Below are 14,507 nucleotides of genomic sequence, written 5' to 3' on the forward strand. Positions count from 1 at the left end.
GCTTCCACACCACCTTCCTGGTGCAGCACTGGGTCGGTAACGAGGGCATGCCGCGCCGCTACGCGGACTACCTGCCCACCGACGGCTTCACCACCCTCAACGTGATCTCGACGATCGGCGCGTTCATCCTCGGGGTCTCGACGATCCCGTTCGTGTGGAACGTGTTCAAGAGCTGGCGCTACGGCGAGCCAGTGGTGGTGGACGATCCGTGGGGTTACGGCAACTCGCTCGAATGGGCGACCAGCTGCCCGCCGCCGCGGCACAACTTCACCGAACTACCCCGAATCCGTTCGGAGCGACCGGCATTCGAGTTGCACTACCCGCACATGGTCGAACGGATGCGGGACGAGGCGCACATCGGTGGCGGCCCGCACCCGGCCCACGGCGACGTCACGGAGATCGACGACGTCGCGGTCCGTTCATGACCGGGGTGACACTCAGTACACCTCGCGCACATAGCGTTTGGCGGCGACCAACTCCCGCTTGTAGTCATGCGCACGTTTCGCCGGACATGCCGCCGTGCTCGCGGATGACGGCGGTGGGGGCGTCGTCGACGTCCTTGGCCATCCGGGTGGCATCGCCACAGACGAAGAAGTGCGCGCCATCCTCCAACCAGCGCCACACGTCGGCTCCGTAGTCGCGGATCTTGTGCTGCACGTACACCCGTTCCGGCTGGTCGCGTGAGAACGCCAGGTCGAGCCGGTTCAGCAGACCGTCGTTGACCATGTCCTCGAGATCGGCTCGGTAGTAGAAGTTCTCGGCTCGGTGCTGATCGCCGAAGAACAACCAGTTGCGGCCACCGTGGCCGAGTGCCCGGCGCTCCTGCAGAAATCCGCGGAACGGTGCGATGCCGGTCGCGGTCCCGACCATGATCATCGGCGTCGCTCCGTCCTCCGGCGGCCGGAAGTGCGGCGACGGCTGAAGGAAGACCGGCGCACCGGAGGCCCGATCGGCCGGGAACGTCGAGCACACTCCCCTCGTTCGATTCGGTCACTGCCCGGACACCGGACGACCGACACCGTCAACTGGACTTCGTTGGGGTTGACCAGCGGGCTGCTCGAGATCGAATACGACCGCGGCGTCAGTCGCACCATAGCGTCGCGCCACTGCGCCGCCTCGGCGCGGACTCCGAACTCCGCCACGACGTCCACACCGTTGCGGCCTCTGAGCCACCCGTCCAGCTCGGATCGACTGCGGCGCAGGACTCGCAACGAGCCCGCCCCGTCGCCGGCCTCGGCCACGAAGTCGAGGAGGTTGGGGGTGACGCGACAGATGTCGTAGTGCGTGGACAACGCATCGCGCAGTGCCATCTCGCGTCCGTCGACCTCGATCACGTCGTCGGTGGACAGAGCGGTGGCCGCGAGCAATCGCGCCACCGTCTCGTCGCTGTTGGTGGCGTACACCCCCAACGCGTCCCCGACCGAATACGAGACCCCGTGCGCGGAGACATCGAAACCGAACTGGTGCACCTCCTTTGCCGCTCCGGGCGCCGTGAGCACCACGTTCCGGCTCAGCGGAGCGTCGACCGGCTTGGCTCGGGTGAACTGTTCGACGGTGCGGGCGGGTGCGCGGCCCACGGCGGCCCTGACGTTCGCGGTATCCGCCGGTGTCGCCGTCACCAGGGTGGTGACCGTCTAGGCCCACCGCGCCATCGGTTCGTCGGCGGAGGACTCGCATTCGATGCGCTCGGTCAGCTTGGTGTCCCCCAGCTCGGCCAGGCGGGGGTCCACGGACTTGGCATGTCCGCAGAAGTTGTCGTACGAGCGGTCGCCGATGCCCAGCACCGCGTACCGCACCCCGTCCAGATCGGGGGCGTCGGCTGACGCCAGACGGTGCCAGAAGTCAGCACCGTTGTCCGGCGGTCCGCCGTCGCCGAAGGTGCTGGTCACGACCAGGACGTCACCGGCCGCGGCGAGGTCGGAGAGCTTACAGGCGTCCATGTTCATCACGCGCGCAGGCGCGCTCGAGGTGCCGAGCCGATCCACCACCCGCGCCGCGAAGTGCTCGGGATTGCCGGTTTGGGAGGCCCACAGCACCAGTGGCCGCGGGCCGGCCGCCGGCGATTCGGCATCGGCTGACTGCGCGCGGGAGTAGGTTCCCGCGAGCATCCCGTCGACGTACGCGCGCACCGATGCACTCACCGGCGCTTCGCTCGGCAGCACCGGGACACCCCGAACGACCGGTGGCAAGGCTCTGAAGAACCCTGCCAGATAGTGCTTCTCGACATCGGCGAGAACGGGCGACGGCTGATCGTCGAGCCCCAGTGCGGACCCGATCGCGTTCATCTGCGCGGTCGCGGTCGCCAGTTCCGACGGCGCAGGCGCCGGCCCCGCCGGACGCATGCTGACCGCGCAGGCCTTGAACTCGGGTTGCAGCGAGTCGGGGTCGACGGCATCGGTGGTGACGGCGTCGATCGCGACATACTCGCCGTGCTCGTCGTTCCAGTGGAACGGCACGAAGCAGTTGCTGGGACGCACCCGTTCGGTCACCACCAGGGGCAGCACCGCGCGACCGCGTCGCGACGCCAGCTCGACGGGCTGGCCGTCGACGAGGTTCTGCGCCTCGGCGTCGATCGTGTGAATCTCGACGAAGGGTCCCCCGTCGAGCTTGTTGAGCTTGGCCACCTTGCCCGTCTTCGTCATGGTGTGCCATCGGTGTTGCAGGCGGCCGGTGTTCAGCACCATCGGATAGTCGTCGTCGGGCATCTCGCTGGCGTCCAGGTGCGGCCGGGGGTGGAAGGCCCCGCGCCTCGACGGGGTCGGGAAGGCCAGCCTGGGGCGGTACCCGTGCTCGTCGACGTGCGGGTTCTGGCTGACGCCGTCGTTCAGATAGCGGATCGGATGCCGGTCGTCGTCCCCTCCTGACTGGTCGAGCGGTGGCGCGGGCAATTGCACCGGACCGTTCCGCAGGCGGTCGTAGCCGACGCCACGCAGGTCGTAACCCGTTCGGGGATTGGAGAACTCGCGGATCTCGTCGAAGACCTCCGCACTCGATGCGTAGGTGAAGTGTTCGCCGTAGCAGAGCTGCTCGGCGACCTGTCAGATCAGCGACCAGTCGGGCCTGGCGTCACCCGCGGGTGGAATTGACTGCTGCAGCAGGGTGACGCTACCAAGGGTGGGCCACGCGCCGACGGACTCACCGACGACGACGCGGTCCTGTGCCCGCTGCACGGACGGACCTACGACCTCAGATCCGGCGAGGAGACCACCGGCGGCGGTCCCGGCGCGTGCTCGCACGACGTGCACACCGACGCCGACGGGTCGATCAGGTTGACCCTCGAATGCCGCTGAGCGCGGCCCGAACTCACATGTCCGCGTGGCGACTGCGGATGAATCCGTAGGCGCCGTAGGCGGCCAGACCCAGCGCGGCGATGATGAGCAGCGTCTTGCCGAACGGTGCCCCGCCGAGCGTCTTCACCGCGGCATCGATGCCGGAGGCCTTCGCAGGATCGGCGGTGAACGTGGCGACGATGACCAGGATGCCCGCGCCCGCGAGAACCAGGCCCTTGGCGACGTACCCGACGATCCCGACCCACGTGACGGCGGTGCCGCCCGAGACGTTGAGGTCCTTGAGGAACTTCTTGCTGGCGCCCTTGTAGACGTGATAGCCGCCCACTCCGATCACCACGAGCGCTACCACCACTAGAACTGCCTTACCCCAAGCGGATTGCATCATCTGCGCGCTCAGGCCGGCATTCTGCTGGCCGCTGGACTGACCGCTGCCCATGGCGAACTTGCCCGCGGAGACGGCAATCGCGAGGTACACCACGCCGACGGCGGCGGACTTCACCCGGTGTTTGGCGTCGTCTCCGAGGAACGTCTCGACGAGGTACCACAGGCCGAGCGCGGCGAGGACGACGGCCGCCACCCAGAGCATGACTGCGCCACCGGGCTGCGCGGCCAATTTAGCCAGCGCCCCGGACTGATCGGCGTTGCCGCCGGTGCCGAGCGCCAGGCGCGCCACGATGAATGCGAGGAGCAGGTGCAGGAGACCGCTCGCCGCAAAGCCGCCGCGAGCGGCGCGCTCGAACCAGGCGTTGTCGTGGGCGGTGTGGGCCGCCGACCGGGTGTCGACCATGGGACGCGTGTACCCCTGGTGCGGTGAGCCAAACCACAAATTGACGATCGGGGCGATTATGGGGCCAATCAGCGGGTTTGACTGCCAGCACGGGTTCTGGCACTCCAGGAGAAGCTGTTGGGAGACACTTCCCAGCAACAGTTTCCCGACCGGGCGTGCGTTGGACGGTGGCGCGGCGGACTATCTGATCAAACCGTTCGAGTTCCCCCAGCTTCACGCCAAGCTCGAGGCCTTCGCCGCCAGGGCCGAGGCGCTGGCGTCCGCGACCGGAGCGGACCAATCACTCATCGACTCATTCTTCGGCGGGCCGGGGGGCCGTCGGCGCCACGCCCGACGATCAGCTGCCGAAGGGGCTCGGCGCCGTGACGGGTCAACTGGTAGTGGACGCGGTACGTGCCGCCGGTGAGGTGTCGGCCGCAGAATGCGCGGAACTGGTGGGCATCTCGCGGCTCAGTGCGCGCAGGTACCTGGAGCACTTCCTGAGTGTCGGCGCGCTCGAACTGCGCCTGCAGTACGGCGCCGGAAGACTCGAACGGCGCTACCGCGGATCGCGCGCACCATAGGCTCTGGCCATGGCCTTCCGTCGACTACCCGGCATCCTCCTCTGCGCAGGACTGCTGCTGACCGGGTGCGCCCCGGTCACCCCGGCGCCGGAGGAGTCCACCTCGGCGGGCAATGACGAGCGGGCGGACGCGGTGATGCGAATCGTCGACGACGTCATGAAGCAGTCGCACCTCTTGGCCGTCATCGTGCGGGTGACCGAGGACGGCGAGGAGGTCGTCACGCGCGCCGTCGGCGAGTCCATGACGGGCGTCCCCGCCAGGACCGACATGCACTTTCGCAACGGCGCCGTCGCGATTTCGTACGTGTCGACCCTGTTGCTGCGCCTCGTCGACGAGGGGAAGGTCCGCCTCGACGACAAGATCTCGACGTGGCTGCCCGACGTGCCGCACTCCGACCGGGTGACGCTGGGCCAGCTCGCCCAGATGACCTCGGGCTACGTCGACTACGTCATCGGCAACACGGCCATGAACGACGCCCTGTACGCCAACCCGTTTCGACAGTGGAGCACCGACGAGTTGCTCGCCTTCGCCGTCAACCGGCCGTTGCTCTACGAGCCGGGTACCAACTGGAACTACGCGCACACCAACTACGTGCTGCTCGGGTTGGCGCTGGAGAAGGCCACCGGTGAGTCGATGCCGAAACTATTGTCGGAGAAGGTTTTACAGCCGCTCGGCCTGACCAATACGGCGAACGCCGATACCGCCGAGATTCCGTCACCCGTGCTGCACGCCTTCACCTCGGAGCGCCGCGCGGCACTGCAGGTTCCCAGGGGCATCCCCTTCTACGAGGAGAGCACCTACTGGAACCCGTCGTGGACGATCACCCACGGCGCGATCCAGACGTCGAACATCTACGACCTCGAGGCCACCGCGGTGGGCATCGGCTCGGGTCAGCTGTTGAGTCGTGACTCGTACCAGAAGATGGTGTCCACCGATCTGCGAGGCAAGACCAGGGCGCAGCCGGGATGCGCCACGTGCGCTCCCATGGTCGACGGGTACACCTACGGTCTCGGCGTCGTCGTCTCCGGTGGCTGGCTGCTGCAGAATCCGATGTTCGCCGGGTACTCCGCCGTCGAGGCCTACCTGCCGGAGAAGAAGATCGCGATCGCCGTGGCCGCGACGTTCGCGCCCGAGGCCTTCGACGATCAGGGCAACTACTCGAACACCGCCGAGGTGCTGTTCCGCCGCATCGGCGCCGAACTGGCCCCGGATCGAGCCCCTCCCGTACCACCTGCGAAGTAGCCTCCCGCCCCAAGACGGGCGAGCCCCCGTATCCTCTAGCGGTGGCGAAGAAGGTGCTGTTCCTCTACAACGACCCGACTGCTCCCGAGGCGATGCTGGGCGGTGCATTCGGCGAATGCGGTTACGACGTCGAGACATTCGAGGTCGTCACCGCGGCCAGAGCAGTAGATCCGACGTTCGACGTGACGCTTCCCGATCCGCACGGTTACGACGCGATCGTCCCGCTCGGATCGCGCTGGTCGGTCAACGACGGCGACCGCGGAATGGACTGGATCACCTCCGAAGTCGCGATGGTGCGCGCTGCGCACACGGCGGGCGTGCCGATGCTCGGCGTGTGCTTCGGCGGCCAACTCCTCGCCCACGCGCTCGGCGGTTCGGTCACCCGGTCGCCCGCGCCCGAGATCGGTTGGTACGACGTCGAATCCGCCCGCGGCGACCTCGTTCCCAGCGGCCCCTGGTTCGAATGGCACTTCGACCGCTTCATGGTCCCGGAGGGGGCAGTGGAGATCGCCAGGAACGGCAATTGCTCCCAGGCCTTCGTCATGGGCCGGACGATGGGCCTTCAGTTTCATCCCGAGGTGGACGAGGGGCTGCTGGAGATGTGGCTGGAGGGCAACGGTAGGGAGGAGATCGCCCAATTTGGGCACACCGCCGACGAACTGCGCAACGCCACGACGCGGGAGCTCGAGAGCGCCACCAAGCGGGTACACGCCCTGGTCAGGGCTTTCGTGGACACGGTCGCCACCCGAGACGCCTGAACCGCAGGCCGGGTCAGCTCGGGTCGTGCCCCAGCTGGTGGGCCAGAGCCTGCCCGATCAGCGGTTGGCGGAACCGGTGGCCGACCGCCTGCAGCTTGGCCGGGTCGACGCGCTGATTCGCCTCGGCCAGTTCACGCGCGCCCTGGCGCCCCAGGAGCAACCGCGGGCCGAACGTGGGCACGGGCAACACCGCGGGGCGGTGCATCGTCCCCGCAAGTGCCTTGGTGTAGTCGACGTTTCGCACCGGGTTGGGGGCCACCGCATTCACGGGTCCGGTGAGTCGCTCGTCGTACAGCGCCCGGTAGTAGACGTCGATCAGGTCGTCGATGCCGATCCAGGACAGCCACTGCCGGCCACTGCCGAGCCGTCCACCCAACCCGGCGGCGAACAGCGGGCGCATCAACTTGAGAGTGCCACCGCGGGCCGCCTGCACGATCCCGGTGCGCACCGCGACGACGCGCAGGCCGGCATCGACCGCCGGCGCGCTCGCGGCCTCCCAGTCCGCGACCACGTCGGCAAGAAAACCGTCGCCTCGGGAACTGTCCTCGCTGAGCAGGGCGTCACCACGGTCGAAACCGTAGTAACCGATCGCCGAGGCGGTCACGAACGTCCGCGGACCACCCGTGCCGCGTGCCGCGACCTCGGCGAGTTTGCGCGTCGGCTCGATGCGGCTGTCGCGGATCGCCGCACGGTGCGAGTCGGTGAACCGGCCCGCGATCGACGTGCCCGCCAGGTGCACGACGGCGTCCACGCCGTCGAGCAGGTCCGAGGCGGGGGCGTCGGGATGCCACTGCCGTTCGTCGGGACCTTCAGCGGCGTGCCTGACCAACCGAATCACCCGGTGGCCTCCGGACGTGAGCAGCGCGGTCAGCGCCGAGCCGACGAGACCGGACGATCCCGTGACCGCGACGGTGAGCGGCGGCAGACCCGCCTCGGCGGCCTCGCGGTGCGCGGCGAGGTCGTCCGCCAGCTGGCGGTGGCGGTAGACGAAGGTCGATCTGAGCGCTGCCGCGGGGACCGCCGCCTCGACGCGGTCGTGGACCCGGGTGGCCCCTGGGCCCTCGGCGCTGAACGAGTGGGTGTGGCGCCAAGTCCCGATGATCCGGGGCGGCCACGATCTCAGCCCGTCCGAGGAGAGTTGATCGACGAATCGGTACGGCGGGTCGAAGTCCGCGGCCTCGTGTTGCGCGACCCAACGCAGACCGGCGGGCAGGCCGAGCACCGCGCGCCCGTCGGCCAACGACGTCGTCTCGGCGACGACCGTCATGGGCTGCCAGGGCGGAACCAGTCGCGGCATCGCGCCGGGGCGGGTATGCCAGGCGAACACCTCGTCCAACGGATGGTCGACGACACTCTCGTACTCGATTCCCACGATCTTCATTTGTAGCGGCTGCCTCGCGGGATTGCGAATCCGGCCAGCCGAAGTGGGCATGGCTCCGAATCTCGTAGGTGACTTCGAACGTCAAGGCGGCCGTCCTGGTGCTGCCCGGTGGGCGACCCAGGAGTGAGGCGCCGTCGCGGCCGTGGCAGCTGGCCAACCTTCGGATCGCACTGCTGGCCCGGTCGTTGCAACGCAGGGTCGGCGGGCAAGTGGAAGTCCGACGCGTGCAGTACCGGCTGCGGGGTTGGAACCCGCGTTCCCTCGACGCACTGCGCGACGCCAGAGAGGCACTGGACGAGATGCTCGACGGGGTCGGCGACGGTCCCGTCGTCCTGGTCGGACACTCGATGGGCGGGCGCGTCGCGGCACATCTCGCGGCTCAGCGGCGCGTCGCGGCCGTCGCGGCGCTGGCCCCGTGGTGGCCGGAGAATGACGGCGACCTGATCCCGCCGACGTGCAAACTGCTGACCATGCACGGGAGCGCGGACACCTGGACCGATCCCGCGGCGTCCCGGGCGCAGACGCTGCGCGCGTCCTCGCGCGGTGTGGACGCCGAGTGGGTGGACTTCCCGGGAGCCGGACACTTCCTGCTGCGGGACTATGCGCGGTGGCACACCCTCACCGCCGAGTTCGCGATGACGCAGTGGGCGGCGCGTTCGCAGGCTTAGGCTCGGGTGATCGGAAAGTCTGCTGATCGCACATTCGGGGACCGCCGCGAGGCTGGCCGGGCCCTCGCCGAGGAACTGGTCGGCCACTGCGCCGGAAGCGATGTCGTGGTGCTGGGCCTTGCCAGGGGTGGAGTGCCGGTCGGCGCCGAGATCGCCGCCGCACTGCAGGCTCCGTTGGACGTGTTCGTCGTCCGAAAGCTCGGAGTTCCGCAGTGGCCGGAGCTGGCCATGGGCGCGATCGCCAGCGGTGGCGGGGTCGTCGTCAACGAACAGGTGATTTGCAGCCTTCGGATCGGCGACGCGCAGCTGCAGGCCGTCATCGCTGCCGAGGTCGAGGAACTCGAGCGGCGTGAGACCGAGTATCGCGGCGCCACGTCACGTCCACGACTGACTGGCAGGACGGTGGTGCTCGCCGACGACGGAATCGCGACGGGTGCGACGATGCTCGCCGCGGTCCGGGCGGTGCGAGCAGCCCGCCCGGCGCGGGTGATCGTCGCGGTACCGGTCGGGCCGCCTTCGGTGGACGAGCGGCTGTGCGGTGAGGCCGACGACGTCGTGGTCGCAGTCACCCCTCGGCGCTTCGACGCCGTGGGTCAGGTGTACGCCGACTTCACACAGGTCAGCGACGACGAGGTGCGGGCCGCGCTTCGAACCTAATCGCGCTTGCCCTCTGCGTTGCCATCGTCGTGCGTGTCGAGGCCCACCGTGGACGGCTCGGGTTCGGCGACGACCTCGGTGGGTTCGTCTGGATAGTCCTCGGTGACCTCGGACTCCGTGACGGCCGGGATGACCGTGGTCTCGTCGTCGCGGTTCTCGACGTCCTGTTGGTCGGAGTCGGCACCTCGGGAGCGTTCCCGTAGCGCGTCGACGATCAGGAGCAGGACACCGATCACGCTCGCGCCGATGCACACCCACGCAATCAGTTCGTTACTGGTGACAACGGCGGTAACCAGGGCCGCGAGGCCGATGACGGCAAGGACTAGCGCAACGATCAGCATCAATCAGCCGATCAGTTGTTTCCCCGGTTGAACTGGTTGAACCCGCCGCCGTCGGTGTTCGCGGTGGAGTCAACCGGTGCAGCCGATCCGCGCTGGCCAAGTTCCTCGAGCTGAGACTCCAGATAGGTCTTGAGCCGCGTCCGGTACTCGCGTTCGAAGGTCCGCAGCTGTTCGAGGCGACCCTCGAGGACGGTGCGCTGTTGGTTGATGGTGCCCATGATCTCGGAGTGCTTGCGTTCGGCGTCGGCCTGCAGTGCGTCGGCCTTCTCCTGCGCCTGCCGAAGCTGCGTCTCGGACCGCGTCTGGGCATCCGAGAGCATGGCGTCGGCGCGGGCCTTGGCTTCGGAGACCGTGGTGTCCGCCGTCTGGCGGGCCTCGCTGACCATGGCGTCGGCCTGCGCGCGGGCGTCGGCGAGCAGCTTGTCGGACTCCGCCTTCGCGGTGCCGGTCAGGCGGTCCGCGGTGTCCTGCGCCAGTCCGAGGATCTTGGCCGCCCTGATGTGCGAGTCCTCGCTGACGTGGGCGACGGCGACGGGTTGCGGCGGGGCCTCGTACACCGGCTGCGGGGGCGCGTCGGGCTCGGGCTCCGGCTCGGGCTGCTGGTACTGCGGAATGGACTGTGTCGCTTGGACTCCGCTGCCGGACCGCGCACCCGCGAGGTCCTGGTCGAGTTCGGATACCCGCTGACGAAGGTCGGCGTTCTCCTCGATGAGGCGGGTCAGCTCGTTCTCAACCAGGTCGAGGAACGCATCGACTTCGTCCTCGTTGTATCCCCGCTTGCCGATGGGCGGCTTGCTGAACGCGACGTTATGGACGTCGGCTGGTGTGAGCGGCATTGTCTGCCCCCTTGAGGTTTGGACCGTCAACCGGTGTCAAAGTGTTAAGCCGTACTGGAAGTAACTGGCGCCCATCCTGTCACAGTAGACCCGGCGGTTGCGGGTGAGGTCCAGAAATAAGAGCGAAATTCAAAGTACGAGGCGCGGACAACCGCCCCGCCGAACCCGTTCTTGCTACCCCTGAACTACTGACTCCACGCCAGCTCCATACCGATGAATGCGGCGAGCAGAAGCACCATGATCGACAGGTCGAAGCGCACCGCACCTATCGTGAGCTGGGGAATGATCCGCCGCAAGAGCTTTACCGGCGGATCGGTCACCGTCATGATGACCTCCAGGACCACGACCATGAAGCCCCTCGGGCGCCAGTCCCGGCTGAAGGACCGAACGAACTCGACGACCACCCTTGCGATGAGCAGAAGCCAGAACGCGAACAGCACGAAGCCCAGGATCGAAAAGAACAGCGACAACTGCGCGACCTCACTCCAGGCGGTGGTGACCAACGGATACGGCTGGGATGCGAGTCGGACGGGACTCGATTCCCCGTCAGCCTACCCGTCGTCAACCGGACCATCGGGGTACCGGCGGGCGGTCACTGGTGGGCGTAGAAGCCCGCCTCGGCGATCCGCCTGCGCTCGTCCGCGGTGACGTCGACGTCGGCCGGCGACAGGAGGAAGACCTTCGTGGCGACCTTGTCGAACGACCCGCGCAAGGCGAACGCCAACCCCGCGGCGAAGTCGACGAGGCGCTTGGCGTCGGCGTTGTCCATCGACACCAAGTCCATGATCACCGGGGTGCCGTCGCGGAAGCGCTCGCCGATGGTGCGGGCCTCGCTGTAGTCCTTCGGGCGCAACGTGGTGATCTTCGCCAGCGGGCTGCCCGCTTCGAAGAGCTCGGCCATCCGGCGCGGCTCCATCGCCACGGCACCGTGGGTGGCGCCGCGCAGCGTGTTGAAGCGCGGACGCTCGAAGTCACGCCTGCCCCGGAAGGAGGGCTCCTCCAGGTAGCCGCCGCGGTAACCTGCAGGGGCAGCGGCCATTTCGCGCTCGAACTCGCGTCCACTGACGCGATCCATGCGGTCCTCGTAGCCACGGCTCTCGGCGGCGCGGGCATAGCCTTCGTCCTCGAACCGGTCCTCTCGGGGCCGGCGTGGGTAGGCACGCGACGAGCGATCTTCGTCGTCGTAGTACTCGTCGTCGTAATCGTCCATCGGCGCCATACCGAAGTAGGCCTTGACCTTATGCAGTGTGCTCATCGGAGACCCTTCTGATGACTGAAATCTGTGTTGTCCGTGATGAAGATGTGACTGGAGTGACTACTCAGGGTGACGTTAGAGGACGCTGACCCATAAGCGCGGTACCGACACGCACACACGTCGAGCCGTGTTTCACCGCCGTCTCGAGGTCGCCGGACATACCCGCCGAAAGACCGAGCCGCTGCTGGTAGCGGGTCTGTACCCGCGTCAGTTCGCTCGCCAAACGTGCGAACGATTCCTCCGCGTCGGCGTCCAGCGGTGGGATGGCCATCAAGCCGACGAAGTCCAGGCCCTCGGTCTCGTCGGCCTGCGCACACAGTTCGTCCACGAGATCCGGCCGATTGACGTCGACGCCGCCCCGGGCCGGATCGCCGTCGAGGCTCAACTGCAGATACACGCGCAGGGGCGCGGCACGCCTGCCCTCGGCCAGCGCCTCGGCTGCCCCGCGTCCCAGCGCTGCGACGAGGGCACCGCTGTCCACCGAATGGGCGGCGTACGCCCACCCGGCAACCGCGCGTGCCTTCTTGCGCTGAATGCTGCCGATCATGTGCCAGCGAATCGAGGGCACCGGGACTCGGCCCGCAGTGTGAGCGGCTATCTCGGTGACCTTCCTCGCCGCTTCCTGCTCGCGTGACTCGCCGAACGCGTGGCAGCCGAGTTCCATCAATTCGACGATGTCGGACACCGGAAAGAACTTCGTGACGGGGAGCAATTCGATGTCGGCCACGTCGCGACCCGCCGCCGCAGCGGCGTCGTCGACCCGCGCCCGCAGCGCGGCCAGGGACCCGGCGAGTTCGGCGGCGCGTGCGGCGGTCATTCCATCCACACCAGGGAGGCCAGCCGTCCGGTGGGAGCGGCGCGACGATGACTGAACAGATTCGGGTCGTCGACCGTGCAGCGCGGATCGACGTCGATCGCCGTGATGCCCAGTGCGGTGAGTTGCCTGGCGATTCCGGATCGCAGATCGAGCCCGGCGGTCCCGCGCGCCGTAGTGGTCCGACTACCGGGCACCGCCGCCTCGACTTCGTCGGCCATCGCGTCGGGCACCTCGTAGTTGCGGCCGCTGACGGCGGGGCCGAGCAGCACGGAGACGTCCTCGACGTGCGCACCTCGCGCCAACATGACCTCGACCGCTCGCGCCACGATTCCCTTCTGCGCGCCCACCCTGCCCGCATGCACGGCGACGACGACGCCCGCACGCGCATCGGACATCAGCACCGGGACGCAATCCGCGGTCACGACCGCCAAGGCCAGCCTCGGAGTGGTCGTCACCAATCCGTCGGCATCGTCGATGGCGCCCTCGACCGGGCCGTCCACGTCGACGACGCGGTCACCGTGGGCCTGGTTCATCCAGACGATTCCATCGTCGCCCAAGCCGATCGCCTTCGCAAGGCGGGCGCGGTTGGCGGCCACCGCGGTCGGGTCGTCCCCGACGTGGTCGCCCAGGTTGAACGTGTCGAACGGCGGAGCCGACGCGCCGCCAGCACGGGTGGTGGTCACACGTCGGATGCGAAACGTCACGGTTCCCAGTATCGACCCACGCGGTCGGCAGACTTCGGGGTCAGTGGCGCATGAAGGGTGGCACGTCGACGTCGTCGTCATCGTCACCGCCGCCGCCGCCGCCGCCGATGCTGACCGTCGCCCCATTGGTGTGCAACGGAACGCTTGCCGGATCGGGATCGAAGGCGGACGGCGCCCGCAGTCTGCCTGCGGTGCCCGACGCGACGGCCGGCCCGGCTCCCACCACGGGTTTGCGGCTGGGACCGGCGGCATCGAAGCCGGCGGCGATGACCGTGACTCGTACTTCGTCGCCGAGGGAGTCGTCGATCACGGTGCCGAAGATGATGTTGGCCTCGGGGTGCGCGGCGTCCTGGACCAACGAGGCCGCCTCGTTGATCTCGAAGAGGCCGAGATCACTGCCGCCGGCCACCGACAGCAGCACGCCCTGGGCGCCTTCCATGGACGCCTCGAGCAGGGGCGAGTTGATCGCGGTCTCCGCCGCCTTGAGGGCGCGCCCGTCGCCGCGCGCCGAGCCGATGCCCATCAGGGCGGTGCCCGCACCCGACATGACGCCCTTGACGTCGGCGAAGTCCACGTTGATGAGGCCGGGCGTCGTGATCAGGTCGGTGATGCCCTGGACACCGTTGAGCAGCACCTCGTCGGCGCTCCGGAACGCGTCCATCAACGAGACGGCGGCGTCGCCCATCTGGAGCAGCCGGTCGTTCGGAATCACGATGAGGGTGTCGCAGCTCTCCCGCAGCGCGGCGATGCCGGCCTCGGCCTGATTCGAACGGCGCTTGCCCTCGAAGGAGAACGGGCGCGTCACCACGCCGACCGTCAGGGCGCCGAGCTTGCGGGCGATCGTCGCCACGACGGGCGCGCCACCGGTGCCGGTGCCGCCGCCCTCGCCTGCGGTGACGAACACCATGTCGGCACCGCGGAGCAGTTCCTCGATGTCGTCCTTGGCGTCGTCGGCAGCCTTGCGACCGACTTCGGGGTCGGCGCCTGCGCCGAGGCCGCGGGTGGAGTCACGTCCGACGTCGAGCTTGACGTCGGCGTCGCTCATCAACAGCGCCTGCGCGTCGGTGTTGATGGCAATGAACTCGACGCCCTTGAGGCCTTGCTCGATCATCCGGTTGACGGCGTTGACGCCGCCGCCACCGATGCCGACCACCTTTATTACTGCGAGATAGTTGTGCGGGGGTGTCATCGGTAGTCTTCCTCCTGTG

The 14,507-nt window shown here is 68.2% G+C and carries 13 protein-coding genes and 3 pseudogenes; 6 read left to right on the top strand and 10 right to left on the bottom strand.

Features of this window, described 5'->3' with window-relative positions; translation table 11 throughout:
- Positions 1-425 (top strand): annotated as a pseudogene (locus VET27_RS23570) (cytochrome ubiquinol oxidase subunit I); the annotation flags it as partial.
- 12 nt (positions 426-437) lie between these two features.
- Here VET27_RS23570 and VET27_RS23575 read toward each other — a convergent pair.
- Positions 438-3,107: pseudogene (locus VET27_RS23575) on the bottom strand (molybdopterin dinucleotide binding domain-containing protein); the annotation flags it as partial.
- 196 nt (positions 3,108-3,303) lie between these two features.
- Positions 3,304-4,077, bottom strand: a complete 774-nt coding sequence (locus VET27_RS23580; RefSeq protein WP_526522046.1) for a DUF1206 domain-containing protein — start codon at positions 4,075-4,077, stop codon at positions 3,304-3,306.
- Positions 4,078-4,234: 157 nt separating this feature from the next.
- Here VET27_RS23580 and VET27_RS23585 point away from each other — a divergent pair.
- The 3 genes and pseudogenes from VET27_RS23585 to VET27_RS23595 all read left to right on the top strand — a co-directional run.
- A pseudogene (locus VET27_RS23585) lies at positions 4,235-4,640 on the top strand (two-component system response regulator); the annotation flags it as partial.
- A gap of 9 nt (positions 4,641-4,649) precedes the next feature.
- Complete coding sequence (locus VET27_RS23590; protein ID WP_526522048.1) at positions 4,650-5,882, top strand: serine hydrolase domain-containing protein; 1,233 nt, start codon at positions 4,650-4,652, stop codon at positions 5,880-5,882.
- 41 nt (positions 5,883-5,923) lie between these two features.
- Entirely contained in the window at positions 5,924-6,640 is a 717-nt protein-coding gene (locus VET27_RS23595) for a type 1 glutamine amidotransferase (RefSeq protein WP_526522050.1), read from the top strand.
- A 13-nt stretch (positions 6,641-6,653) separates the two neighbouring features.
- Here the strand turns inward: VET27_RS23595 and VET27_RS23600 are convergent, their stop codons facing one another.
- Positions 6,654-8,012, bottom strand: coding sequence for a TIGR01777 family oxidoreductase (locus VET27_RS23600; protein ID WP_526522131.1), 1,359 nt, complete (start codon positions 8,010-8,012; stop codon positions 6,654-6,656).
- 77 nt (positions 8,013-8,089) lie between these two features.
- Between VET27_RS23600 and VET27_RS23605 the strand changes: the two genes are divergently transcribed.
- Entirely contained in the window at positions 8,090-8,689 is a 600-nt protein-coding gene (locus VET27_RS23605) for an alpha/beta hydrolase (protein ID WP_526522052.1), read from the top strand.
- A 6-nt stretch (positions 8,690-8,695) separates the two neighbouring features.
- A complete protein-coding gene (locus tag VET27_RS23610; protein WP_526522054.1) occupies positions 8,696-9,346 on the top strand; it encodes a phosphoribosyltransferase in 651 nt (216 codons plus the stop codon).
- Here the strand turns inward: VET27_RS23610 and VET27_RS23615 are convergent.
- The 7 genes from VET27_RS23615 to ftsZ form a co-directional block, all read right to left on the bottom strand.
- A complete protein-coding gene (locus tag VET27_RS23615) occupies positions 9,343-9,687 on the bottom strand; it encodes a hypothetical protein (protein WP_526522056.1) in 345 nt (114 codons plus the stop codon). The two genes, VET27_RS23610 and VET27_RS23615, sit on opposite strands and share 4 nt — an antisense overlap.
- A gap of 11 nt (positions 9,688-9,698) precedes the next feature.
- On the bottom strand, positions 9,699-10,523 hold the full coding sequence (gene wag31 / locus VET27_RS23620; RefSeq protein WP_526522058.1) for a DivIVA-like cell division protein Wag31: 825 nt from the start codon (positions 10,521-10,523) through the stop codon (positions 9,699-9,701).
- A gap of 185 nt (positions 10,524-10,708) precedes the next feature.
- Complete coding sequence (locus VET27_RS23625; protein WP_140699302.1) at positions 10,709-10,993, bottom strand: YggT family protein; 285 nt, start codon at positions 10,991-10,993, stop codon at positions 10,709-10,711.
- A gap of 122 nt (positions 10,994-11,115) precedes the next feature.
- Entirely contained in the window at positions 11,116-11,778 is a 663-nt protein-coding gene (locus VET27_RS23630; RefSeq protein WP_526522060.1) for a cell division protein SepF, read from the bottom strand.
- A gap of 64 nt (positions 11,779-11,842) precedes the next feature.
- On the bottom strand, positions 11,843-12,595 hold the full coding sequence (locus tag VET27_RS23635) for a YggS family pyridoxal phosphate-dependent enzyme (protein WP_526522062.1): 753 nt from the start codon (positions 12,593-12,595) through the stop codon (positions 11,843-11,845).
- Positions 12,592-13,299: a peptidoglycan editing factor PgeF gene (gene pgeF / locus VET27_RS23640; RefSeq protein ID WP_526522064.1), complete on the bottom strand. Its 708-nt coding sequence runs from the start codon at positions 13,297-13,299 to the stop codon at positions 12,592-12,594. Before pgeF ends, VET27_RS23635 begins: the two co-directional genes overlap by 4 nt.
- Positions 13,300-13,339: 40 nt before the next feature.
- Positions 13,340-14,488, bottom strand: coding sequence for a cell division protein FtsZ (gene ftsZ, locus VET27_RS23645; protein ID WP_526522066.1), 1,149 nt, complete (start codon positions 14,486-14,488; stop codon positions 13,340-13,342).
- Between the last annotated feature and the right edge of the window lie 19 nt (positions 14,489-14,507).

Source organism: Mycobacterium sp. (assembly GCF_035633495.1).
Lineage (GTDB): Bacteria > Actinomycetota > Actinomycetes > Mycobacteriales > Mycobacteriaceae > Mycobacterium.